Source organism: Bradyrhizobium sp. MOS001, from assembly GCF_004634465.1.
Lineage (GTDB): Bacteria > Pseudomonadota > Alphaproteobacteria > Rhizobiales > Xanthobacteraceae > Bradyrhizobium > Bradyrhizobium barranii.
Genome location: NZ_SPVJ01000007.1, coordinates 127,139 through 148,344, shown reverse-complemented (window position 1 = coordinate 148,344; position 21,206 = coordinate 127,139). Strand labels below are relative to the sequence as shown.

The 21,206-nt window shown below is 64.1% G+C and carries 22 protein-coding genes; 5 read left to right on the top strand and 17 right to left on the bottom strand.

What is annotated here, in order from left to right; all coding sequences use genetic code 11:
- The first annotated feature begins 29 nt into the window (after positions 1-29).
- Positions 30-491, top strand: a complete 462-nt coding sequence (locus CT676_RS13325) for a carboxymuconolactone decarboxylase family protein (protein WP_007615070.1) — start codon at positions 30-32, stop codon at positions 489-491.
- A 143-nt stretch (positions 492-634) separates the two neighbouring features.
- Here CT676_RS13325 and CT676_RS13320 read toward each other — a convergent pair whose 3' ends face one another.
- The 6 genes from CT676_RS13320 to CT676_RS13295 all read right to left on the bottom strand — a co-directional run bounded on the left by CT676_RS13320 (position 635) and on the right by CT676_RS13295 (position 6,368).
- Entirely contained in the window at positions 635-1,495 is an 861-nt protein-coding gene (locus CT676_RS13320; protein WP_063985665.1) for a D-amino-acid transaminase, read from the bottom strand.
- A 186-nt stretch (positions 1,496-1,681) separates the two neighbouring features.
- Positions 1,682-2,413, bottom strand: a complete 732-nt coding sequence (locus CT676_RS13315; protein WP_014491857.1) for an amino acid ABC transporter ATP-binding protein — start codon at positions 2,411-2,413, stop codon at positions 1,682-1,684.
- A gap of 12 nt (positions 2,414-2,425) precedes the next feature.
- Positions 2,426-3,118 (bottom strand): ABC transporter permease subunit, encoded by a 693-nt coding sequence (locus CT676_RS13310; RefSeq protein ID WP_063985666.1) that lies wholly within the window; start codon positions 3,116-3,118, stop codon positions 2,426-2,428.
- Between the two features lie 4 nt (positions 3,119-3,122).
- Positions 3,123-3,854 (bottom strand): amino acid ABC transporter permease, encoded by a 732-nt coding sequence (locus CT676_RS13305; protein WP_085403411.1) that lies wholly within the window; start codon positions 3,852-3,854, stop codon positions 3,123-3,125.
- Positions 3,855-3,970: 116 nt separating this feature from the next.
- Positions 3,971-4,882: an amino acid ABC transporter substrate-binding protein gene (locus tag CT676_RS13300; RefSeq protein WP_063985668.1), complete on the bottom strand. Its 912-nt coding sequence runs from the start codon at positions 4,880-4,882 to the stop codon at positions 3,971-3,973.
- A 100-nt stretch (positions 4,883-4,982) separates the two neighbouring features.
- The gene (locus CT676_RS13295; RefSeq protein WP_085403412.1) at positions 4,983-6,368 is read right to left on the bottom strand and encodes a M20 family metallopeptidase; all 1,386 of its coding nucleotides are present in this window, start codon (positions 6,366-6,368) and stop codon (positions 4,983-4,985) included.
- A gap of 284 nt (positions 6,369-6,652) precedes the next feature.
- Between CT676_RS13295 and CT676_RS13290 the strand changes: the two genes are divergently transcribed.
- Positions 6,653-8,032, top strand: a complete 1,380-nt coding sequence (locus CT676_RS13290) for an LLM class flavin-dependent oxidoreductase (RefSeq protein WP_085403413.1) — start codon at positions 6,653-6,655, stop codon at positions 8,030-8,032.
- Between the two features lie 229 nt (positions 8,033-8,261).
- Here the strand turns inward: CT676_RS13290 and CT676_RS13280 are convergent, their stop codons facing one another.
- The gene (locus CT676_RS13280) at positions 8,262-9,923 is read right to left on the bottom strand and encodes a thiamine pyrophosphate-binding protein (RefSeq protein WP_085403414.1); all 1,662 of its coding nucleotides are present in this window, start codon (positions 9,921-9,923) and stop codon (positions 8,262-8,264) included.
- Between the two features lie 151 nt (positions 9,924-10,074).
- Here CT676_RS13280 and CT676_RS13275 point away from each other — a divergent pair, with 151 nt between their 5' ends.
- Entirely contained in the window at positions 10,075-10,506 is a 432-nt protein-coding gene (locus tag CT676_RS13275; RefSeq protein ID WP_085403415.1) for a TfoX/Sxy family protein, read from the top strand.
- On the opposite strand, the gene CT676_RS13270 is transcribed toward CT676_RS13275, so the two are convergent.
- From CT676_RS13270 to CT676_RS13255, 4 genes are all read right to left on the bottom strand, one after another.
- A complete protein-coding gene (locus tag CT676_RS13270) occupies positions 10,460-10,966 on the bottom strand; it encodes a GFA family protein (protein WP_041954128.1) in 507 nt (168 codons plus the stop codon). The two genes, CT676_RS13275 and CT676_RS13270, sit on opposite strands and share 47 nt — an antisense overlap.
- A 226-nt stretch (positions 10,967-11,192) precedes the next feature.
- Complete coding sequence (locus CT676_RS13265; protein ID WP_085403416.1) at positions 11,193-12,320, bottom strand: alkene reductase; 1,128 nt, start codon at positions 12,318-12,320, stop codon at positions 11,193-11,195.
- 157 nt (positions 12,321-12,477) lie between these two features.
- Positions 12,478-13,341, bottom strand: coding sequence for an outer membrane protein (locus tag CT676_RS13260; protein WP_085403417.1), 864 nt, complete (start codon positions 13,339-13,341; stop codon positions 12,478-12,480).
- Between the two features lie 207 nt (positions 13,342-13,548).
- Entirely contained in the window at positions 13,549-15,045 is a 1,497-nt protein-coding gene (locus tag CT676_RS13255; protein WP_135214800.1) for an aldehyde dehydrogenase family protein, read from the bottom strand.
- 183 nt (positions 15,046-15,228) lie between these two features.
- Here CT676_RS13255 and CT676_RS13250 point away from each other — a divergent pair, with 183 nt between their 5' ends.
- The gene (locus CT676_RS13250) at positions 15,229-16,074 is read left to right on the top strand and encodes an SDR family NAD(P)-dependent oxidoreductase (protein ID WP_085403419.1); all 846 of its coding nucleotides are present in this window, start codon (positions 15,229-15,231) and stop codon (positions 16,072-16,074) included.
- Positions 16,075-16,233: 159 nt separating this feature from the next.
- Here the strand turns inward: CT676_RS13250 and CT676_RS13245 are convergent, their stop codons facing one another.
- From CT676_RS13245 to CT676_RS13220, 6 genes are all read right to left on the bottom strand, one after another.
- A complete protein-coding gene (locus CT676_RS13245) occupies positions 16,234-16,440 on the bottom strand; it encodes a hypothetical protein (protein WP_014491844.1) in 207 nt (68 codons plus the stop codon).
- Positions 16,441-16,513: 73 nt separating this feature from the next.
- Complete coding sequence (locus tag CT676_RS13240; RefSeq protein ID WP_014491843.1) at positions 16,514-16,927, bottom strand: Rieske (2Fe-2S) protein; 414 nt, start codon at positions 16,925-16,927, stop codon at positions 16,514-16,516.
- A 21-nt stretch (positions 16,928-16,948) separates the two neighbouring features.
- A complete protein-coding gene (locus tag CT676_RS13235) occupies positions 16,949-18,061 on the bottom strand; it encodes an amidohydrolase family protein (RefSeq protein ID WP_167768044.1) in 1,113 nt (370 codons plus the stop codon).
- Between the two features lie 71 nt (positions 18,062-18,132).
- Positions 18,133-19,194: an amidohydrolase family protein gene (locus CT676_RS13230; protein WP_085403420.1), complete on the bottom strand. Its 1,062-nt coding sequence runs from the start codon at positions 19,192-19,194 to the stop codon at positions 18,133-18,135.
- A 261-nt stretch (positions 19,195-19,455) separates the two neighbouring features.
- A complete protein-coding gene (locus CT676_RS13225; RefSeq protein ID WP_014491840.1) occupies positions 19,456-19,731 on the bottom strand; it encodes a YiaA/YiaB family inner membrane protein in 276 nt (91 codons plus the stop codon).
- A gap of 40 nt (positions 19,732-19,771) precedes the next feature.
- On the bottom strand, positions 19,772-20,467 hold the full coding sequence (locus CT676_RS13220) for a PspA/IM30 family protein (protein ID WP_085403421.1): 696 nt from the start codon (positions 20,465-20,467) through the stop codon (positions 19,772-19,774).
- 103 nt (positions 20,468-20,570) lie between these two features.
- Here CT676_RS13220 and CT676_RS13215 point away from each other — a divergent pair, with 103 nt between their 5' ends.
- Positions 20,571-21,179 (top strand): TetR/AcrR family transcriptional regulator, encoded by a 609-nt coding sequence (locus tag CT676_RS13215; RefSeq protein WP_085403422.1) that lies wholly within the window; start codon positions 20,571-20,573, stop codon positions 21,177-21,179.
- Positions 21,180-21,206: the final 27 nt, after the last annotated feature.

The window sequence follows — 21,206 nt, the reverse complement described above, 5'->3', positions numbered from 1 at the left end:
GAGACTAACTCAAGCAAAGGAGAACGACCATGAAGCCCCGCATGAACTTCTACCAGGCCGCCCCCGACACGATGAAGGCGCTGATGGCGCTGGAGGAGCAGATCCAATCCACGGGACTCGAGAAATCGCTGATCGAGCTCGTTAAGATCCGGGCGTCGCAGATCAACGGCTGCGCCTTCTGCATCAACATGCACACCGAGGACGCCCGCAAGCGCGGCGAGACCGAACAGCGCATCTATCTGCTCAACGCCTGGCGCGAATCCCCGCTCTATACCGATCGCGAGCGGGCCGCGCTCGCCTGGACGGAATCAGTGACGCTGATCTCCGAGACCCACGCGCCGGACGACGTCTACGAGCAGGTCCGCGCGCAATTCTCCGATGCGGAGACGGTGAACCTGACGATGCTGATCGGGGCGATCAATGCCTGGAACCGAATCGCGATCGCGTTCCGCGCGGTGCATCCGGTGAAGGTGAAGGCGTCCGTGGCGTGAGGGGTGGTGTTTCCCCACGCACAACTGTCATGCCCCGCGAAGGCGGGGCATCCAGTATTCCAGAGGCCGTACTGATTCAACCGCGAGGCCGCAGCGTACTGGATCGCCCGGTCAAGCCGGGCGATGACAGCTGAGCGTGCGGCTCAGACCGCCGTCGCCTTGGCGAACTCGATATAAATCTCCCGCAGCCGCGTGGCCATCGGGCCGGGCTTGCCATCGGCGACCTTCTTGCCGTCGATCGCAACCACCGGCTGGACGAACAGCGACGCCGAGGTGGCGAAGGCTTCCTTGGCGGCGAGCGCCTCGGCGACCGTGAAGGAACGTTCCTCGACGCGAAGCTGACGCTCTTCGGCGAGCGCCACAACGGCCTTGCGGGTGCAGCCCGGCAGGATCGCGTTGGAGTTCTTGCGGGTCACGATGACGTCGTCCTTGGTCAGGATGAACGCCGAGGACGAACCGCCCTCGGTGACGTAGCCGTCTTCCAGCATCCAGGCCTCGCCGGCACCGGCTTCGGCCGCAGCCTGCTTCGCCAGAACCTGCGCGAGCAGTGCCACGCTCTTGATGTCGCGCCGCTCCCACCGGATGTCGGGCACGGTGATCACGTTGATGCCGGTCTTGGCCGAGGCGGCGTTGATGATGTCCTTCTCGGAGGTGAACATCACCAGGCTCGACTTGACGTCGCCCTTGGGGAAGGCGAAGTCGCGGCCCTTGTCGGCGCCGCGCGTGACCTGCAGATAGACGAGGCCGTTCTCGACCTTGTTGCGCGCGATCAGCTCCTTCTGGAGCTCGGTGATGCGCTCGACCGTCTCCGGCAACTTCAGCTTGATCTCGCCCACCGAGCGCTCCAGGCGCGTCAGGTGCGAAGCGTTGTCGACCAGCTTGCCGTCGAGCACCGCCGAGACCTCGTAGATGCCGTCGGCGAACAGGAAGCCGCGATCGAGGACCGAGATTTTGGCGTCCGAGAGCGGGACGAATGAGCCGTTGACGTAGGCGATCGAGTCCAAGGCAGGTCTCCTGGGGAGGGAAAGGGGGATTTGCCTGCCCGTATACGGGATTTGTTGGGGCCACGAAACCCTCAACCCGTCATTACGGGGCGGCGCGAAGCGACGAGCCCGGAATCCATAACCCCGGCCGGTGGTTATGGATTCCGGGCCCGCGCCAAGAGGCGCGTCCCGGAACGACAGCAGAGGTTAATGCGACAAAATCTTCGACAGGAACTTCTGCGCGCGGTCGCTGCGCGGCTTGCCGAAGAAGTCCTCCTTCGCCGCGTCCTCGACGATCTCGCCGCGGTCCATGAAGATGACGCGGTTGGCGACCTTGCGGGCAAAGCCCATCTCGTGGGTGACGACCATCATGGTCATGCCTTCGCGGGCGAGATCGACCATGACGTCGAGCACCTCGCTCACCATCTCGGGGTCGAGCGCCGAGGTCGGCTCATCGAACAGCATGACGATCGGGTCCATGGCGAGCGCACGGGCGATCGCGACGCGCTGCTGCTGGCCGCCGGAGAGCTGCGCCGGAAATTTCTGCGCCTGCTCCTTCAAGCCGACGCGGTCCAGGAGCTGCATACCCTTTGCCACAGCCGTGTCGGACGACCGTCCTAGCACCTTCTGCTGCGCGAGGCAGAGGTTGTCGATGATCTTCAGATGCGGGAACAGCTCGAAATGCTGGAACACCATGCCGACGCGCGAACGCAGTTTCGGCAGATTGGTCTTGGGGTCATTGACCTTGGTGCCGTCGACGCTGATGTCGCCCTCCTGGAACGGCTCCAGCGCATTGACGCATTTGATCAGCGTCGACTTGCCCGAGCCCGAGGGGCCGCAGACCACGACGACCTCGCCCTTGGTCACGCTGGTGGTGCAGTCGGTCAGCACCTGGAAGGTCGGGGTGTACCATTTGTTGACGTGGCTGATTTCGATCATGACCGATGCGCTCTATCGAATGATGGCGATGCGCGACTGGAGGCGGCGAACGCCGAAAGACGCGATGCAGGAAATGGTGAAGTAGACGACGGCGGCAAACAGATACATCTCGACCAGACGGCCATCGCGCTGCGCGACCTTGCTGGCCGCGCCGAGGAAGTCCGGGATCGACAGCACATAGACCAGCGAGGTGTCCTGGAACAGCACGATGGTCTGCGTCAGCAACACCGGCAGCATGTTGCGGAACGCCTGCGGCAGCACGACGTAGCGCATGGTCTGCGCGTAAGTCAGGCCGAGCGCGTTGGCGGCGGCCGGCTGGCCGCGCGAGATCGACTGGATCCCGGCGCGCATGATCTCGGAGAAGTACGCCGCCTCGAACATGATGAAGGTGATGAGCGAGGATGCGAACGCGCCGACGCTGATCGGACGCGAGGCGCCGGTCACCCACTGCCCGATATAGGGCACCAGGAAATAGAACCAGAAGATCACCAGCACCAGCGGCAGCGAGCGCATGAAGTCGACATAGACACCCGCGATGCGCCCGAGTGTCTTGTAGCCGGACAGCCGCATCAGGGCGATCGCCGTGCCGAAGATCAGGCCGCCGAAGGCGGCGAGCGCCGTCAGCGTCACCGTGAAGGTCATGCCCTCGTAGAACAGATAGGGCAGCGAGCGGCGGATGACCTCGAAATCGAGATTGCTGAACATGGTGCTATTTCCCCGTGATGTAGCCGGGGATCGCGACCCAGCGCTCGAGGAAGCGCATCGCCGTCACGACAATGGCGTTGACAAGGAGATAGAGCAGGGTCGCTGCCGTGAAAGCCTCGAACACCTGGAACGAGAATTCCTGCATCGAGCGCGCCTGACCAGTCAATTCGATCAGGCCGATCGTGATGGCGACAGCCGTGTTCTTGATGGTGTTGAGGAACTCGGAGGTCAGCGGCGGCAGGATGATGCGGAACGCCATCGGCAGCAGCACGTAGCGATAGCCTTGCATGGTGGTCAGCCCGAGCGCGGTCGCCGCCATTTTTTGGCCGCGCGGCAGCGAGCCGATACCGGCCTGCAATTGTATCGCGACGCGGGCCGACATGAAGAAGCCGATGCCGATCGCGGCCGTCCAGAACGGCGCGTTCGGCAGCTGCTTCAGCCAGAGGCCGGCGGCCTTCGGCAGCAATTCCGGCAGCACGAAGAACCACAGGAACAGCTGCACCAGCAGCGGCATGTTGCGGAAGAACTCGACCCAGCAGAAGCCGAACCAGTAGGCGCCCTTGGACGGCAGCGTGCGCATGACGCCGACGAGCGAGCCGAAGATCAGCGCGATGATCCAGGCGAGCGCCGCCGTCTTGAGGGTCAACACCAGTCCCGACAGCAGCATATCGAGATAGGTGCCGGTCCCCATCGGGTTCGGCTCGAAGAAGATTCCCCAGTTCCAGTGGTAGTTCACGTGTCCCCCGCGCGAACGCGCCAGCTATGGATGTCCCGGCGCCTATGCAAATGTCCGGCCACTCTGGTGTCAAGAGTGGCCGGACATGATCCCGATCCGGAGACCGAGGTTATATCTTACTTATAGTCGTCCGGGTTCGGCGAGTCCGAAGGTTTCGCGAACTCGTTCTTCAGCTCGGCCGAGATCGGGGTGTTGAGGTTGAGGCCCTTCGGCGGGATCTTGGCCGTGAACCACTTATCGTAGATTTTCAGGCCCTCGCCGGAGGTGTAGAGCGCAGCGGTTGCTGCATCGACCACCTTCTTGAACGGCGCGTCGTCCTTGCGCAGCATGATGCCGTAGGGCTCAGGCTTGGAGAACGCGTCCTTGGAGATGACATAGTCGTCCGGCGTCTTCGAGCCGGCAACGAGGCTCGCGAGCAGAACGTCGTCCATCACGAAGGCGACCGCGCGGTCGGTCTCGACCATCAGGAAGGCCTCGGCATGGTCTTTGGCCGGGATGATATTGGCACCCAGGCTCTTCGCGACATTGGCCTCGGTGAGCTGCTTGATGTTGGTGGTGCCGGCGGTGGAGACCACCGTCTTGCCCTTGAGATCGTCGATCGACTTCAGGCCGCTCGACTTCTTGAAGACGTAGCGGCTGGCAGTCAGATAGTGCGTGTTGGTGAAGGCCACCTGCTTCTGGCGGTCGGCATTGTTGGTGGTCGAGCCGCATTCGAGGTCGATCGTGCCGTTGGCCATCAGCGGAATACGGGTCGCCGAGGTCACCGGATTGAGCTTGACCTCGAGCTTGTCGAGCTTGAGCTCCTTCTTCACGGCGTCGACGATCTTGTAGCAGATGTCCATCGCGAACCCGACGGGCTTCTGGTTGTCGTCGAGATAGGAGAACGGGATCGAGGAATCGCGGAAGCCGAGCGTGATGGCGCCGGTGTCCTTGATGTTCTTCAGCGTGCCGGTCAGCTCCTGGGCCCCGGCCTGGCTGACGGCGAAGGTCGCGGCGAGCGCGAGGCCGATGCTACGGAAATGTCTCACTTTTTTATTCCCCTTTCAGGATGATGCGGCCCGGATGCAAGCACAGATTGGGCCGGATTAGAATGTGACTTTCGGCTGGATTGCGGCTCAGGTTAATGGCTCAGCCGAGTGGCTTGGGCAATTCCCCGAGATCCCAGAACAGCCCGGCCATCACCGTCAAGGCCTCTTCGGTCAATGGCAGCAGGATGTGCTCATTGGGCGCATGCTGGGAGCAGCCGGGATAGGAGTGCGGGACCCAGATCGTCGGCAGGCCCAGGATCTCGGAAAACACGTCGTTGGGCAGCGAGCCGCCGAAATTCGGCAAAACGGCCGGCGCCTTGCCGGTGGTCTCCTTCACCGAATCCGCCGCCCACGTGATCCAGGGGCTGTCGAAATCGGTGCGCGACGCCGCAAAGCTCTGGGCGGCCCGCACCTCGACCATCGGAAAGCCCTTTTGCACCAGATGCGCGCGGACCGCATCGATCAGGCCGTCGACCTTGGTGCCGACCACGAAACGCAGTTGCAGCACGGCATTGGCGTGGCCGGGGATGGCATTCGCGGGCTTCTCGATATTTCCGGACGACATCGCCAGCACTTCGAGCGTGTTCCAGGCATAGAGCCGCTCGGCGGCCGACAGCCCTTCCTCGCCCCAGTTCTCCGCGAGCGCCGGCTCGTCCTCGGTCGGCACCACCTGCACGTCGGCGAGATAGCTGCGGATCTGGTTGGTGAGCCGCGGCGGCTTCAGCGCGTCGAGTTGAAGCCGGCCATGGCCGTCGACCAGCGTCGAGATCGCGTTGACGAGAATGGTCGCGGGGTTGGCGAGCACGCCGCCCCAATTGCCGGAATGATGGCCGCCATCGCGCAGATTGACGTCGAGATGAATGCGGATGCCGCCGCGGCAGCCCAGGAACAAGGTCGGCCGGTCGGCCGACAGGCGCGGTCCGTCGGAGGCCATGAACAAATCGGCCTTGAGCGCATCGCGATTGAGGTCGCAGACCTTGCCGAGGTCGGGCGAGCCGATTTCCTCGCCCATTTCGACGATGAATTTTGCGTTGAAGCCGAGCTTGCCGCCGCGGGCCTCGCGCACTGCGCGGAGTGCTGCCATGTTGATGCTGTGCTGGCCCTTGTTGTCGGCGGTGCCACGGCCATAGAGCCGCGTGCCCGCAACCGTCGTGCGCCAGGGATCGCGGCCGTCGCGCCACTCCCCCTCCATGCCGTCGACGACGTCACCATGGCCGTAGATCAGCACGGTTGGCGCTGACGCGCTCTCGTGATGCTCGGCGAACAGGAACGGCGCCTTGCCGCTCGGGGATTCGACGATGCGGCTGGTAAAGTCGAGCGCAGCAAAGGAGGGCATCATCTCCTGTTCCAGATAGGAACGCAGTTCGGCGCCGCGCGACGGATTCTGGCTCTCGGTCTTGAAGGCGACGCGGCGGTCGAGTTCAGCGAGGAACGCGCCGGATTTGAAATCCTCACGGGCGCGGGAGATGGCGTCGGCTCTGGTCATGATTTGCTTTTCGGACTTCGAGGCGAAGGACCCTACCCGAGACAGGGTGGCCTTCGAAAGTGGCGGGGACTTGGACAGTTCTTGTAGTTCTCTTGCGATTTCGTTCTTGCTCTCTTGAGATTGGCTTGCCAAGAGCGGGAGCGCCGCTGATTTTGGCCTTGCCAAGCGCAAGCCTTTCTATTCTTGGCCCTTGCCAAGGGCCAAGAATATGCAAGAACTTCGCCAAGTTGAGGCGCACGTTTATCATTCGAAGAGCGCTCGGTATAGGGCGCCGGGGGATCATCATGGCCAAGCAGATCAGGCTCAACGCCTTTGCGATGAATTGCGTCGCGCATCAATCACCCGGGCTGTGGACCCACCCGCGCGATCGCACCGCCGAATATAACCGCCTGCCCTACTGGATCGATCTCGCCAGGACACTGGAACGCGGCCGTTTCGACGGTTTGTTCCTGGCCGACGTGCTCGGGGTCTATGACGTCTATGGCAACAGCCCTGACGCGGCCTTGCGCAATGCAGCGCAGACGCCGTCGAACGAGCCGCTGCTGCTGCTCTCGGCGATGGCGGCGGTGACGAAAAATCTCGGCTTCGGCGTCACCAGCAACCTGTCCTTCGAGCCGCCCTACCCGTTCGCGCGGCGGATGTCGACGCTCGACCATCTCACCGAGGGACGGATCGGCTGGAATGTCGTCACCGGCTATCTCGACAGCGCCGCGCGCGGCGCCGGCAAGGACAAGCAGACCGGACACGACGATCGCTACGACATCGCCGACGAATATATGGAGGTGGTCTACAAGCTCTGGGAAGGGAGCTGGGAGGACGACGCGGTGCTGCGCGACCGCAAGCGCGGCATCTTCACCGATCCGAGCAAGGTTCATCGCATCAATCATGAGAGCGCGAATTACCGCATCAACAACACCATCCATCTCAGCGAGCCATCGCCGCAGCGGACGCCCGTGCTGTACCAGGCCGGCACCTCGCCGCGCGGCCGGCAATTCGCGGCGAAGCATGCCGAATGCGTGTTCATGTCAGGACCGTCGGCCAAGATCATTGCGCCGCGCGTCTCCGCGATCCGCCAGGAAGCCGCCGCGCTCGGCCGCAATCCGGCGGAGATCCTGATGTTCAACATGATGACGATCATCCTCGGCAACACGGAAGCCGAAGCGGCGGCCAAGTATGCCGACTACCGGTCGCATATCAGTCCGGAAGGCGCGCTGGCCCTGATGTCGGGATGGACCGGCATCGACTTCTCCGGCTACGAGCTCGACCAGCAGGTGCGTCACGTCCAGAACGACGCCGGCCGCAGCGCACTCGATAACGTCACCCGCGGCGACCCCGACCGCGTCTGGACCGTCCGCGACGTCATCGAGCATGTCGGCATCGGTGGCGCCGGCCCGGTCGTGGTCGGCACGCCCGAGAGCGTCGCCGACAAGATCGAGGATTGGTTCGAGAAGACTGACGTCGACGGCCTCAACGTCGCCTTTGCGATCTCGCCCGGCGATTTCGAGGATATCGCCGACATGCTGGTGCCGGAGCTGACCAAGCGCGGCCGCTACAAGCCGGAATATGCAAAGGGCACGCTGCGGGAGAAGCTGTTCGGCGACGGCCGTGCGCGGCTCGACGCACCGCATCCGGCGGCGGGGTATCGGGTGGGGAAGAAGGGGTAGAAGCCGCTAGGTACGCTGTCATGCCCCGGCTTGCCGCCTTCGCCAAAAGGCTTCGGCGGCCGAGTACCCTTGTGGTCCCGGCGTAGCCTTGGCGGAGCCGGGACCGGGGCATCCAGTACGCCGCGGCCTATCGAGGAATCACAGCCGTCTCTGGAATACTGGATCGCCCGATCAAGTCGGGCGATGACAGCTGAGAACGTGGCGAGCACCGACGCGATGGCGCGCTGCCCTACACCTTCCCGTCCACCATTACCTCGATCAGCTTCGTCCCCGGCCGACCGAACGCCGACGCCAGCGTCGCCTTCAACTCGCGGGGATCACTCACCTTGATCGCCTCGCAGCCGAGCGCCTTCGCAATCCCTGCGAAATCCACCGGCGGATCGACGAAATCCATGCCGACGTAATTGTCGTCACCATGGAAGGCGAGCAGGCGCTGCTTGATGATGCGGTAGCCGCCATTGTTGGCGATGACGACGTTGAGCGGCAGCTTGTGATGCGCCGCCGTCCACAGCGACTGGATCGAATACATCGCGCTGCCGTCGCCGGAGAAGCAAACCACCGGGCGATCCGGATTGGCGATGCTGGCGCCGACGGAGGCCGGCAGGCCCCAGCCGATGCCGCCGGAGGCAAGCCCATGATAGCCGAAGCGGTCGCGGTGCGGACGCAGCGCCGTGATCTGGCGGCTCGAGGTGAGCCCTTCGTCGACGAGGATCGCATGATCGGGCATGGCCTCGACCATTTGCAGCACCAGGAAGTCGGGATCGATGGGGCTGCGGCCGGCGCTCTTGCCGATCTGCTCGACCAGCGCGGCACGCCGCGCGGTCCAGTTCTTCGGCGCGAGTTCGACGAGGCGCTGCTTTGCACGGCTTGCCAGCGCGGCGCCGCCCATCTCCTTCAGCATCGGGATCAGCGCCCGCAGCGTTTCCTTCAGATCCGCCTTCAGCGCGATTTCAGCCCCGTAGTTCTTGGCGATCTCCCAATCGACGAGGCCGATCTGCACGATGCCCAGGCCATCCGGCAGCGCATCGACTTCGCTGTAGACGGACATGCGCAAGGGATCGCCGCCAAGCGCGATCAGAAGATCGTAAGGTGCGAGTGTGTCGCGCGCGACCTTCTGCACGCGGGCCAGCGTACCGAGGAAGCTCGGGCTTTCCGAGAGGAAATGCGAGCCGTAGGGCGTCGAGGATTGATAGGCGGCCGCACCAAGCAGCTCGGCGAGTTCGGCGGCCTCCTTCAGTGCATCGCTCTTGACCACCTCGTCCATGGTGACGATGACGGGACGTTCAGCCTTGAGCAGCCGCGCGGCAAACGCCTTCAGCGCCTCGTCCGACGGCTTTACGCGAGCATCGATCCGGGTGGAGCGACCGAGATCGATGCCGGCCTCGCTGTTGAGGATGTCGCCCGGCAGCGAGATGAACACCGGCCCGGTCGGCGGCGTCATCGCGACCTTGGCGGCGCGGCGGACGATGCGCGGCAGATCTTCCAGCCGCGTCACCTCGACCGCCCATTTCACCAGCGGCTCGGCCATACGCACCAGCGGGCCATAAAGCACCGGCTCCATCAGGCCGTGGCCCTGCTCCTGCTGGCCGGCGGTCAGGATCATCGGCGTGCCCGTGAACTGGGCGTTGTAGAGCGAGCCCATCGCGTTGCCGAGCCCCGGCGCGACATGGACGTTGCAGGCGACGAGCTTGCCGGAGGCGCGGCTGTAGCCATCCGCGATCGCCACCACCAGGCTCTCCTGCATTGCCATCACATAGGTGAGATCAGGATGGTCCTTCAGCGCGTGCATGATCGGCAGCTCAGTGGTGCCGGGATTGCCGAACAGATGGGTGATGCCCTCGTCCTTGAGCAGCGCGAGAAAAGCGGAGCGGCCGGTAATCTTGTTCTTCATGTTTCCTCCAGGCCCCGCGGGCGCTGCCGCAAGGTGAGGCATGATGGCCGAACTTGGCCGAGGCACGCAAGGAAGCGCCGTCATGGCAGACTTGCGTCGGCGCGGGCAAGCTGGGAACATGCTCGAGCGTAAACCTGCACGGGGAGACGCGATGGCCTATGACGAGAACACCGCGGCGCGGGTGCGCAAATTGCTGGCGGGTCAGCGAGACGTCGCGGAAAAGAAGATGATGGGCGGCCTCTGCTTCATGGTGAACAACACCATGTGCTGCACCGTAAGCGGGCGCGGCGGCATGCTGATCCGTGTCGGCCCGGACGCGCATGCACGCATGCTGCAGGAGCCGCACGCCAGCCCGATGGAAATGCGCGGGCGCATCATGACCGGCTTTGTGCGCGTCGCGCCGGACGGCTATCAGAGCGATGCCGATCTGAAAAAATGGGTCAAGCGCGGGCTCGACTTCGTGGCGGCGAATGCGGCGGGACGCAAAGCGGCGCCGCGGAAGGCTGTTGCGGCGAAGACCAAGGTCGCCGCCAAGGCTAAAGCACCTCCTCGCGGCCGAGCTCGAAAGGGTCTTCGCCGCTAGCGCGCTTCTTCTTTTTCGAGCGCTGCCAGACCACGCCCGGAAAGCCCTTCAGCGGCACCAGCGGCTCGCCGGTATAGGCCCATTCCTGAAGCTCTTCGATCGCGATGTGATAGAGCGGCTGGCGGCCGGTGCGCTCGTTGAATAGTGCGCGGGGGATGTTGACCATGTGCGGTCCGCGCGGCCGCTCGTACGCGATCGGCGTGCCGCAATGGGCGCAGAAGCTGCGCGCGGTCCTGGTGGCCTTGTCCTCGTAGCGGGCGAGCGCGGTTTTCCCCGAGGTGATGCGAAAGCGCTTCTTCCAGCTTCCGACATAGGTCGCATAGGCCGCGCCGTGGGCACGGCGGCTACTGGCCGAATGATCATGCCAGGCCCAACGCGCGGGGACGTCGATCTCGAAGGTGACCTTGCCGCAGAGGCATTGGCCAGTGGCGGTTCCTGCGGCGACTGCGGCTTTGGCCATGGTAGGTCCTTCCGTCGTCATTGCGAGCGCAGCGAAGCAATCCAGACTGCCTCTGCGGAAAGACTCTGGATGGCTTCGCTACGCTCGCAATGACGGAGTTTGTGGGCTCGTCGGAGCTACGAATATAGACCTGTAGCCCGGATGGAGCGAAGCGCAATCCGGGGAAGTCTATCGGCGAGGTGAGAAACCCGGATTTCGCTGCGCTCCATCCGGGCTACGAAGGTCTCTACGCCGTCGCGAGCTCGTCATACACCGGGTAATCCGTATACCCCTTCTCCTCGCCGCCGTAGAACGTCGCGCGGTTATACGGCGTGATCGGATAGTCGTGCCGAAGGCGGCGCGGCAGATCTGGGTTGGAGATGAAGATGCGGCCGAAGGCGATGATGTCGGCATGGCCGTCGGCGATCGCCGCATTCGCGGTCTCGCCGGTGAAGCCGCCGGCGGTCATCAGCACGCCGCTGTAGAGCGGACGAAACAGCACCATCGCCGACGGCACGTTCTCCCAGTGGACGTCGGCACGGCCAGCGCCGCTGGAGCGCGGCTCGATGAAGTGAAGATAGGCAAGGCCGAGCTTGTCGAGCGTCTTCACGACGTGGGTGTAGAGGGGCATCGGATCGGGCTCGCCGGAATCGTTGGCGATGCCGTGGGGCGACAGCCGCACGCCGACGCGGTTCGCGCCCCAGACGTCGATGGCCGCCTGCGTGACTTCCAGGAGCAGCCGCGCGCGGTTCTCGATCGAACCGCCATATTGATCGGTGCGCTGGTTGCTGCGTGATTGCAGGAATTGCTCGAGCAGATAGCCGTTGGCGCCGTGGATCTCGACGCCGTCGAAGCCGGCGGCAAGCGCGTTCTTCGCGCCCTGCCGGAACGCCTCAACGACGCCCTTGACCTCGTCGGTCTCCAGCGCGCGCGGGGTCTCGTAATCAGAAATCTTGCCGTCGGCGGTCATCGCCTTCATGCCTTCGGCCTTGATCGCAATCGCCGAAGCCGAGACCGGCGGCTCACCGCCGTGGAAGGACGAATGCGAAACGCGGCCGACATGCCAGAGCTGAAGGAAGATGATGCCGCCCTTGGCGTGCACGGCATCCGTCACCTTGCGCCAGCCGGCGATCTGCGCCTCCGAATAGATGCCGGGCGTCGCGGGGTTGCCGCGGCCATGCGAGAGCACGGGGGACGCTTCAGCGATGATCAAGCCGCCTTGCGTGGCGCGCTGACCGTAATATTCGGCGTTGAGCGGCCGCGGCGAAAAACTCGCGCGCTCGGCGCGCATGCGCGTCAGCGGCGCCAACGCGACGCGATGCGCCAGCTTGTACGGACCGACCTGCAACGGTTTGAACAACGCCTCGAATTTCATGTGATCCCCGGAATGATCGATGAGAGGACGGGGATCATATGAGAAAGAGTGGCAGCCCGGAAGTCGCTTGGGTGGATGGCTGGCCAGCCGAAAGAAGCGGCAGAAGCAAAAAGCCCCGGGCCGGGCCCGGGGCTTGCTGTCCGTCCAGAACGGCGGATCAGTATTTCGCGACGACCGGGCCCGAGCCGAACTTGTAGTTCAGGCCGACCCGCGCGATGTGGCCGGTGAAATCCGCGGTTGCGTCAAAGCCACGCGCGGGGCCCGGAGTGAACGGGAACAGCGGATTGAAGAAAGTGTATTTCTCGCTGCCGAGATCATAATAGAGATATTCGAGCTTGACGCTCCAGTTCGACGCAAAGCGGTACTCGCCGCCACCGCCGACGGCCCAGCCCGCGCGCCAGCTTTCCGACGTCCCCGCCCCACAGATCACGTTGAGGCAGGGCGTGCCGGCCGCAAGCGTGGGATCCACGATCGACGTCGACGCCTTGACATGTCCATAGGCAAGACCGCCGGTCGCGTAGAGCATCAGGTCGGGTGTAACGGTGGCACCGATCCGGCCGCGCACGGTCCCCAACCAGTCGACCTTCTGCTCTTGCCTGGTCATGATGTCCGGAAAGACCGGCAGGGTTCGGGAGACCGTCGAACTGCCCTTGATGCCGGCGGCCGCGATATCGGCTTCGACGCCCCATACCAGGGAGCCCGTCTGCACATTGTAGCCGGCCTGCACGCCGCCCAGCACACCACGCGGGTTTGTTGCCAATGACGGCGGGACAAGGCCACCCGCGAGGGCCACGTCGAGCACACCCGCGGTGAAAACCGGGTCGTGCGGCACGAGCTTGATCGCATCATCGCTCCAGCCATATCCGACATTCACGCCGGCGTAGAAGCCCGACCAGTTGTAGGCGACGGGCAATTGCGGCGCCTTGTAGAGCGGCGCACGCGCGGCGATATCGGCTGCGACCGCGGGCTGCGTCGAGGCGACGCCCAAAGCCACAAGCATGATCGAAGTGAAGCGAAGCATTCTCGATATCCCAACCCGAACATTGACGTTGACCAGCAGTAACGGGCCGACGTTCGAAATGGGATAACAATCCTTGCGAGATCGCGGACAACAGCCGTTTCAAAACGCTTGTAGCGCCCGGGAAACAACTTCTGGTCGTCGCAAGCAGCCTCTCGTCGCCGCAAGCAAGATCAGCCGCTGAAACCCGGACGCGGCAGCAGAAACGCCCTACGCCGTCTTGATCCAGACGGCCTTCACGTTGAGATATTCCTCGACATGCTGCTTGCCGGATTCGCGGCCGTAGCCGCTCATCTTGTAGCCGCCGAAGGGTACGGCCGGGTCCATCGCCTGGTAGCAGTTCACCCACACCGAGCCGGCGCGCAAGCTCTTCGCCACCGCATGGGCCTTGCTGACGTCGCGCGTCCACAGGCCCGAGCCGAGGCCGAAGGTGGTGTTGTTGGCGCGCTTGACCAGCTCGTCCATGTCCTTGAACGCGATCGCGGAGATGACGGGACCAAAAATCTCCTCCTGCGCGATGCGCATGTTGTCCTGCACGCCCGCGAACACCGTCGGCGAGACGAAGAAGCCCTTCGACAGCGCGCCTTCGGTGACGCGGCCGCCGCCGGCGAGCGCACGCGCGCCTTCCTTCTGGCCGATGTCGAGATAGCCGGTGACGCGCTTGAGTTGCTCCTCGGACACGAGCGGGCCGATCTGCACATTGGGATCGAGGCCGTTGCCGACCTGCAGCTTCTTGCCGAACTCGGCGACGCGGCCGACGAACTCTTCGTAGACCGACTGCTCGACGAACAGGCGCGTGCCGGCGCTGCAGATCTGGCCGGAATTGGCGAACACCGCCATCGCGGCGCCGGGGACGGCGGCATCGAGATCAGCATCGGCAAACACGATGTCCGGCGACTTTCCGCCGAGCTCGAGCGAGACGCGCTTGAGGTTGCCGGCCGAGGCGCGGATGATCGATTGTCCCGTGACATGCGAGCCGGTGAAGGCGACCTTGTCGACGTCGTGATGCGAAGCAAGCGCGGCGCCCGCGGTCTCGCCATAGCCGGGCACGACGTTGATGACGCCGGGCGGAATGCCGGCTTCCATCGCCAGTTCGGCGATGCGCAGCGAGGTGAGCGGCGCCTCTTCGGCAGGCTTCAGCACCACGGTGCAGCCGGTCGCGATGGCCGGGCCGATCTTCCAGATCGTCGCGGTAAGCGGGCCGTTCCAGGGAATGATGGCGCCGACGACGCCGATCGGCTCCTTCAGCGTGTAGGAGAAGATTTCGCCGGGCAGCGAGTTCTCGATGGTCTCGCCATGGATCGCGGTGGTCTGGCCGGCGTAATAGCGCAGCATGCCGACGGCGCGCAGACGATAGGCGCGGGTGCGGCTGAGGGGCGCGCCCATGTCGAGCGTGTCGAGCTGCGACAATTCGTCGAAATTCTTCTCGACGAGGTCGGCGAGCTTGAGCAGCAGGTTCTGCCGCTCGAACGGTTTGACTTTGCTCCAGGGGCCTTCGAAGGCACGGCGAGCGGCGGCGACCGCACGGTCGATGTCTTCCTTGTCGCCCTCGGCGACCGTCGCCAGCAATTCGCCGGTGGCGGGGTTGTGGGTCTCGAAGCGCTTGCCTGAGGCAGCATCGACCCACTTCCCGTCGATCAGCATCTGCTTGTAGGACCCGTTGGCGAACGGATGGCGCGTGATCGGAATAGCCTGCGACACAGCCATGGCTGCACTCCCTGTCAAATGATTGATTGGTTCGATCTGGGCGGGATCGTTAGGTCAAATAGAATACAGCGCCGCCGGAAAGGCGTAAAGGCGGCGTGGAACGAAGACCTCCCATGCCGACTTGTGCAGGGTCGCGCGAGTGCCATGTTATAGCTCGACCGAGCCCTTCCCCGGAGACCAACCATGCCACATTCCGCCATCGTCAAAGACAATGTCGCCGTGATCACGGGCGGCGCATCCGGTATCGGATTGGCTGCCGCGCTGGCCTTCGCGCGCGCCGGCATGAAGGTGTGCATCGCAGATGTGGATCAGGCGCGGCTGGCGGAAGCTGCAACAAAACTGTCATCCGTCACGCCTGCCACACATGTGATGACGTTCGCGGTCGATGTCAGCAAGGCCGAGAGCGTGACGGAACTGGAACGCGGCGTGCGCGAGCGCTTCGGCGGCACCGACATCCTCATGAACAATGCCGGCATCCAGCCGGGCAGCACGCTGTTCGGCGAGCCCGACAACTGGCAGCGGATCATCGGCGTCAACATGTGGGGCATCATCAACGGCTCGCGCATCTTCGCACCCGGCATGATCGCGCGCGGCAAGGCTGGGCTGATCATCAACACCGGCTCGAAGCAGGGCATCACCACGCCGCCCGGCGATCCCGCCTACAACGTCTCCAAGGCCGGCGTGAAGGCTTTTACGGAAGCGCTCCAACACGAGCTGCGCAACACGAAGGACTGCCGCATCACCGCGCATCTGCTGATCCCCGGCTTCGTCTTCACCGGCCTGACCGCGAAGGGCCGCACCGAGAAGCCGGCCGGGGCCTGGACGGCTGAGCAGACCGTGGATTTCATGCTGGCACGGCTGGAAGCCGGCGACTTCTACATCCTCTGCCCGGACAACGACGTGCCGCGCGAGCTCGACGAGAAGCGGATGCTGTGGGCGGCGGGAGACATCGTCGAGAACCGCCCGCCGCTGTCGCGCTGGCACCCGGACTATGCCGACGCGTTCGCGAAGTTCGTGAAGGGGGACTGACTATCAGACCCTCATGGTGAGGAGCGCGGAACGCGCGTCTCGAACCATGAAGGCCCCGCTGCGACAGCTCGGCCTCTATCCTTCGAGACGCCCGCTTTCAGCGGGCTCCTCAGGATGAGGAGCTAGAGCCTCGCGGCGCAGCAATACCGCGCAAGCGCCCTACAGCGTTTCCTGCTGATGCCCGCAATTCTTGCACGCGAATTTGACCCGGCTCTGGCCCTTTTCCGCCTGCACCCGGTTCGGGGCGCCGCACTTGCCGCAGACGGCCTCGATGCGGGTCGAGCCCTGCTTGACGACGATGGTCTTCTTTTCCATCGATTCGCGGATCAGGCGCTCGGCCTCCTCACGCAGGGATTGTTTCGACAAAGCTCATCTCCGCCTCTGGAAAGCGCGAGAGCCATAACGCACCTGCGTTGGAATCTCAATCGGCAATGCCGGCTCAGACCTCGACAATCACATAGCTGTCTTCGACATGCACCGGAAACGTCTCGGCGACATATGGGCCCTTCTGCAACTCTTCGCCACGTTCCACCGCGACCGGATAGGACCGGATCTTGACCCGTTTCGGATCGAACCAGGACTGGCCGTTGCGCATGTCGAATTCCCAGCCGTGCCAGGGACAGCGCAGCATCTCGCCGACGCGCGAGCGCTCATAGATTCCGGGCTCGGGCGAGGTCAGCCGCGCCACGCAAGCGGCCTTCTCCAGCGGCGCGCCCTCGTGCGGGCAGCGGTTCAACAGTGCGAAGAACTCGCCATTGACGTGGAACACGACGATGTCGCGGCCCGCGATATCGACGACCTTGTTGCCGCCGGGCGGGATCTCCGAGGTGCGCGCGACGATGTGACGGGCCATATCCGTTCAGAACCTCTTTGCTCAGAACTTGTAGACCGCGCGGGCATTGGTGCTGAAGATCTTCTTCCGCTCGGCTTCAGAGAGCGGCGTCTTGAAGGCGAAGCGCGGATCGTCGAAATCCCAGTGCGGATAGTCCGACGAGAACAACAGCCTGTCGATGCCGACCCATTCGATCAGCGAACGCAGATGCCGCGCCTCGTCGGGCTCGTCGATCGGCTGCGTCGTGAACCAGAAATGCTCGCGCACATATTCCGACGGCTTGCGCCTGAGATGCGGCACCTCACTGCGGAAGCGCTCGAAATGCTGGTCCATCCGCCACACCGCCGAGGGGATCCAGCCGAAGCCGCCCTCGATGAAGACGATCTTCAGCTTCGGAAACCGCTCCGGCACGCCTTCGATGACGAGGCTCGCAAGCTGCGCCGCGATGGTGTGTGCGTTGGACTGGTGCTCCTCGACATAATAGGACGGCCAGCCGCCGCCGGTCGGCGCATGCCCGCCATAGCCGCCGACATGGATGCCGAGTGGCAGGTCCAGCGCCTCGGCGCGCTCGTAGATCGGCCAGTAGCGACGGCGGCCGAGCGGCTCGTTGGCGCGCGGCGAGACGTTGATCTGGATGTATTCGCCGATTTTGGCGCAGCGCTCGATCTCGGCGATGGCGAGATCCACGCCGTCCTGCCCGACCAGGATCGACGCCTTCAGGCGCGGATCGCGATGCGACCAGAACGCCAGTTGCCAATCGTTGATGGCGCGCTGGATCGCGGCGCCGAATTCCAGGTTCTGCTGCGAGAAGATGAAGAGATCGAGCACCTGCAAAATGCCGAACTCGACATCGAGCGGATCGAGATGCTGCTTCTGCATGAAGGCGAGATCAGAGCCGGGCGGCCCGCCGGTCGGCGGCCACGCATCACGCCGTGCGATCAAGGGCGATGACCGCGGATAGGGCGTGGTGAAGAGATAAGGCGTGCGCAGATGGCTGCCATACTCCTTCAGATGCTGCTGCCAGCGTTTCGGCAGGAACTCGTTGAGATCATCGGTCGAGCGCAAGCTCGGATGCACGTCGCAATCGACGATGCGCAACCGCGAGGCGGCGGGCTTTTCTTCGTCGAGCAGCGGGCGGTCGATGACGTCACTCATGCGATCCTCCAAACTTTTTGTTTGCGCATGATCTTATCGGAAAACCGGTACCCACTTTTCCGGATCATGCGTCAATTCAGCGACAACCGCGGAAACGTCTCCAGCGGATTGTCGACGCACATCTTCGCGATGATGCTCTTCGGCAGGTTCGGCGGAATCGGATCGTCGCCGTCGAACTGCCAGTGTGGATAGTCGGACGCGAACAGGAACATCTTTTCCGAGCCGATCTGGTCGATGATCTCCTCGACGCTTTTGGCGTCGCCCGGCGCATCGAAGGGCTGCATGGTGACGCGGAAATTGTCGCGGATGATTGCAGCCGGCTCGCGTTCGACCCAGGGAACCTCGACGCGGACGCCGCGCCAGGTCTTGTTGGCGCGCCACATGAAGGCCGGCAGCCAGCTCACGCCGGATTCCATCAGCACGACCTTCAGGTTGGGAAACTTGCCGAAAACGCCTTCATAAATGAGGCTCAGGATCTGCGCCTGAAACGCCTGCGCCTCGACGAAGTAATATTCGTAGCGGTGCGACGGCCAGCCGGCCGAGCTCGGCGCCTGACGATATTGCGTACCGGCATGGATCGCCAGCGGTAGCTGGTACTTCTCGGCGAGCCGGTACACCGGCCAGAAATGCGGCCGACCCAACAGCGTCTCGCCCTGCGCCAATACCAGGATGGAGACGAAACGATTGTCGCCGGCGCGGCGCTCGATCTCCTCGATCGCGAGATCCGGATCCTGCATCGGCACCACGATGGAGGCCCGAAGGCGCGGATCGCGCGACAGCCATTCGGCGGCGATCCAGTCGTTGATAGCCTTGCAGAAGTCTGCCGCCATGTAGGCGTCGAACACGGCCTGCGCGCCATAGAGCACGTTGAGGATCGCGTGGCTGGCGCCCAATTGATCAAAGGCGCCCTTCTGCACCATGGCGAGGTCGGAGCCGGGCTTGACGCCATTGGCCGGCCGCCAGTCGGCACGGCCGGTCAGCGGCATGCTCGGCGGATAGGAGGTGAGATCAAGCCCGTCGATGGCGCGGCTCACGACCTGCTCTTTCCAGTGATCGCTGAGATAAGGAAGCAGCGTCGTGCGCGTGCCACCAACCGCCGGGTGGATGTCGCAGTCGATCCGCGTCACCGCCATGGAGCTTCCTCGTGCAATCTTATTGGCGGCGTTCTTGTGCGCCGCTTGCGCAGAGTGCCCCTGCCCGTGCCGGCGCGCAAGGTCGCCCGCCCGCGCGATCCGTCATGGCTCGGTTGCATTTCGCAGGCGCGATATGAAGATCCGCGATTCGTCGCACGCGGCGACCGCTCGATGGTGGATGGTCTCACGGCGCGAGCGGTGGATGCTACGGCATCCGCCGCTCCATACTGCAGCTATTTCGCGCTTTTATGCGCTCTCGCCTCAAGCCGCCTTGGACACTTCCATCAGCAGTCGCTCGGCCTTGGCATCCTCGATCCGGTTCACCAGCCGGCTGCTCTCGTGATTGTCGCGCACCGTCTTGGTCAAGGTGATGCAGGTCTGGATCAGCATCACGATGCCCATGGTGAGATATCCCTTCATCCAGAGATCGATCGGCAGGAAGAAGATGCCGATGGCGACGAGGAACGCGGAGGCTGCGAAGGACGCGTAAGTGAAGGTCACCCAGGCGCTGCTGTGGGGCTGGCCGTTCTGGTTCATGATGGTCTCCTGTTGGTTCGAATGATGATTGGGTTTGGGATCAGGCGGTCGGCATGCGCTTGGACTTCAACCGCGCCAGCACGTCGTCCGCGGTCGTCTTGAGCCGGGGGCCAAAGCCCTGCTCGGCGAGCCGTTCGGCGGTGGCGAGCGGACCGCTGGCCGCATCGAGCTCGACCAGCGCGTCGTCAGCGGCCTGGGCTTCCATCTGCCGGTCGCGCAGGCGCCTCAAGGTGCTCTCCGCCTCCGGCAGCGTGGATTCGTAAGGGCGTGCCGCCTCAATGCCGCTGCGACGAAGCGAGCGCACCGCTTCCGAGGCACGGGCGACACGACGGCCGCGATCGAGCTCGGTGATGCGGGCCTGCGCGCTTGCGACGTGGCGCTTCAGCCTGATGATCTCGGTCGCGAACAATGCGCGTGCGGTCATCGCCGCATCGCGATCGGCCTCCAAGCCTGCGATGGCTTCGGCAGCATCCTTGGCGAGGTCCTCGCGGCCACCGTCGAGCGCCGCAACCGCGCGGGTCTCGAGGTCGGCGATGCGGGCCACGGTCGCCTCGAGCTTGCGGCCTTCCTGCTGGTCCTGGGCGATTGCCAGCGCCAGGGTCCGCTTGCTGCGCTCGACGGCGGCGGCCGCGTCGCGCATCTGCTGGTCGAGGATCAGAAGGGTCGTACGGTCTTCCAGTTCCTCGCCTGCGGCGGCCACGCTGCCGCGGAAAAGTGTCACTACGGTCTTGAACATTTGCTGCTCCCTGTTATGAGCGTTGCTCACAGATGGTTTGTAGCAGAAACCTTGAACATCGTTCAATAAATATTTGAGCGTCGCTCAAGAATTTGATTAATAAATGACTAAAGCCTTGGAACGTCGAGAGAAATTGCGGGCCGACCTGATCCAGGCGGCCGAGCGGATGATCGCTGAGCGCGGGTTGGCGGGTCTCAAAACCCGCGATCTCGCCCGCGAGATCGGCTGCGCCAATGGCGCGGTCTACAATCTCGTCGCCGACGTGGACGAGTTGGTCCTGCGCGTCGGCTCGCGCACGTTACTCCGGCTCGACAAGGTGCTCAGCGCGGCGGTGAGCGCGGGCAATCCGTCGCCGCAGGAGACGCTGGTCCGCATCGCGATCGCCTATTGCGATTTCGCCGCAGAAAATCTCGAGCTCTGGCGCGCAATGTTCGAGCATCGCATGGCGCCCGGCAAGGAAGTCCCCGACTGGTCCGTCGACGACCAGTTGCAGCTGTTCCGCCACATCTACGCGCCGCTGGCAGCGTTGTTTCCGGACAGAGGGACCGAAGAGCTCGGCATCACCGCACGCAGCCTGTTCTCGGCCGTGCATGGCATGGTGGCGCTGGGGCTCGAGCAGAGGCTGGTCGCCGTGCCGCTGCCGGCGCTGCGGAAGGAAATCGCGGGCCTGGTGCGGGCGATGATCGACGGCTTGATCGCGCGGGCGGCGTAGAAGCCGAGAGAGCGCAGCGAAACCGGC

Coding starts and splice junctions, on each gene's coding strand:
- CT676_RS13325 (WP_007615070.1), top strand. CDS start 30: ATGAAGCCCCGCATGAACTTCTACCAGGCCGCCCCCGACACGATGAAG.
- CT676_RS13315 (WP_014491857.1), bottom strand. CDS start 2,413: ATGATCGAAATCAGCCACGTCAACAAATGGTACACCCCGACCTTCCAG.
- CT676_RS13310 (WP_063985666.1), bottom strand. CDS start 3,118: ATGTTCAGCAATCTCGATTTCGAGGTCATCCGCCGCTCGCTGCCCTAT.
- CT676_RS13295 (WP_085403412.1), bottom strand. CDS start 6,368: ATGACCAGAGCCGACGCCATCTCCCGCGCCCGTGAGGATTTCAAATCC.
- CT676_RS13290 (WP_085403413.1), top strand. CDS start 6,653: ATGGCCAAGCAGATCAGGCTCAACGCCTTTGCGATGAATTGCGTCGCG.
- CT676_RS13280 (WP_085403414.1), bottom strand. CDS start 9,923: ATGAAGAACAAGATTACCGGCCGCTCCGCTTTTCTCGCGCTGCTCAAG.
- CT676_RS13275 (WP_085403415.1), top strand. CDS start 10,075: ATGGCCTATGACGAGAACACCGCGGCGCGGGTGCGCAAATTGCTGGCG.
- CT676_RS13270 (WP_041954128.1), bottom strand. CDS start 10,966: ATGGCCAAAGCCGCAGTCGCCGCAGGAACCGCCACTGGCCAATGCCTC.
- CT676_RS13265 (WP_085403416.1), bottom strand. CDS start 12,320: ATGAAATTCGAGGCGTTGTTCAAACCGTTGCAGGTCGGTCCGTACAAG.
- CT676_RS13260 (WP_085403417.1), bottom strand. CDS start 13,341: ATGCTTCGCTTCACTTCGATCATGCTTGTGGCTTTGGGCGTCGCCTCG.
- CT676_RS13255 (WP_135214800.1), bottom strand. CDS start 15,045: ATGGCTGTGTCGCAGGCTATTCCGATCACGCGCCATCCGTTCGCCAAC.
- CT676_RS13250 (WP_085403419.1), top strand. CDS start 15,229: ATGCCACATTCCGCCATCGTCAAAGACAATGTCGCCGTGATCACGGGC.
- CT676_RS13240 (WP_014491843.1), bottom strand. CDS start 16,927: ATGGCCCGTCACATCGTCGCGCGCACCTCGGAGATCCCGCCCGGCGGC.
- CT676_RS13235 (WP_167768044.1), bottom strand. CDS start 18,061: ATGAGTGACGTCATCGACCGCCCGCTGCTCGACGAAGAAAAGCCCGCC.
- CT676_RS13230 (WP_085403420.1), bottom strand. CDS start 19,194: ATGGCGGTGACGCGGATCGACTGCGACATCCACCCGGCGGTTGGTGGC.
- CT676_RS13225 (WP_014491840.1), bottom strand. CDS start 19,731: ATGAACCAGAACGGCCAGCCCCACAGCAGCGCCTGGGTGACCTTCACT.
- CT676_RS13220 (WP_085403421.1), bottom strand. CDS start 20,467: ATGTTCAAGACCGTAGTGACACTTTTCCGCGGCAGCGTGGCCGCCGCA.
- CT676_RS13215 (WP_085403422.1), top strand. CDS start 20,571: ATGACTAAAGCCTTGGAACGTCGAGAGAAATTGCGGGCCGACCTGATC.